1 protein-coding gene and 1 pseudogene are annotated in these 1,301 nt (G+C 52.0%); both read left to right on the forward strand.

Translation table 11 applies throughout. The features are described 5' to 3' along the window. Positions 1–1,033: DNA (cytosine-5-)-methyltransferase (gene dcm, locus D1841_RS17320; protein ID WP_160644920.1), on the forward strand; the 1,033-nt coding region annotated here is incomplete at its 5' end. Further along, positions 1,018–1,301 (forward strand): annotated as a pseudogene (locus tag D1841_RS17325) (hypothetical protein); the annotation flags it as partial. The gene dcm and the pseudogene D1841_RS17325, both read left to right, overlap by 16 nt.

A 1,301-nucleotide genomic window follows, 5' to 3' on the forward strand; every position in this document is an offset into this window, starting at 1 on the left:
AACCATCGACCCCAATGCGCTGCCGGATATCGACCTTATTTGCGGAGGCTTTCCTTGCCAATCTTTTTCAATTGCTGGAAAACGGCGGGGATTTGCAGATGACGCCAGAGGAACTCTCTTTTTTGAAATTGCCCGCCTTGCCTCCGCTAAAAGACCTGCATTTCTGCTGCTTGAGAATGTTCCCGGACTCTTATCTCATGACAAAGGCCGGACGTTTGCGACGATCCTCTCTACGTTGGATGAATTGGGGTACGATGTCGCGTGGCAGATGCTTAACAGCAAGGATTTTGGAGTCCCGCAGTCCCGCAAAAGGGTGCATATTGTCGGATATCTTAGAGACCGATGTGCCGGAGAGGTACTTTCTTTCACAAGCACAAATGGAGCGTCTCTTGAGCAAGTCCTATCCGGGCCGGAAGGGTGCCGTGTCTATTCCCCCAGCGGAGTGTCCATCACCCTGACAAGCACCGCTGGCGGTTTTGGTGGGCGCAGCGGGCTCTACGATGTCACCCTGCCCATCAAAGTCATGACCAAGGCTGGGTACCAACTGGCCCACCCCGGCGACAGCATAGACTTGGCCTACGCCACCATGAACACCAGGCGCGGGCGGGTCGGAGATAAAATCGCGCACACTGTCACCCCTGGAAATAACCAGGGGTATTTTTTTATCGACCTGAGTGAAGACCCCAGCCTGACGGAGAATGCAAGGTGCCTGTTAGCGAATCAGGACACCGGCATTGGCAAGTTTAAGGGTGGAAAATCGGGTGTGTTTGTAGAAGGAAAAGCGCCCTTTGCAATTCCTGTGCGGGATGAAAACGGTAATCTGCACTACGGCAAAGTGCGCAAGCTCATGCCCATTGAATGCTGGCGTTTACAGGGGTTTAGTGACGAACAATTCAATAAGGCTGCTGCAACCGGATTGTCCGACGCGCAATTATACAAGATGGCGGGCAACGCAGTTACTGTGCCTGTCATTTCCGCTTTAGGCGAAAAAATCAAAGACATTTACTGGAGGTCACAATGCCGAACCATGTAACGAATATTATTGAAATAAAGGAAGACCCTGCCCGAATCAAAGCCTTGTTTGCGGCCATAAAGAACGATGAATACGGTCTCGGTTCCATCGATTTCAACAAGCTGATACCCATGCCCCCAGAGCTGGGTATCGAGGAAGGGAGTCAGACCAAGCGCGGCCTCAAAGCCTATAAGGACTTCATCGAGGTGTACACCTTTAACGGCAAGAAAGAGAATTACGACCTGTCCCATATTCCCGAAAAGGCAGAGCAGGCGTTCCTGCGGGTGCG

Origin of the sequence: Neglectibacter sp. X4 (genome assembly GCF_009917365.1) — a bacterium.
Classification (GTDB): domain Bacteria; phylum Bacillota; class Clostridia; order Oscillospirales; family Acutalibacteraceae; genus Acutalibacter.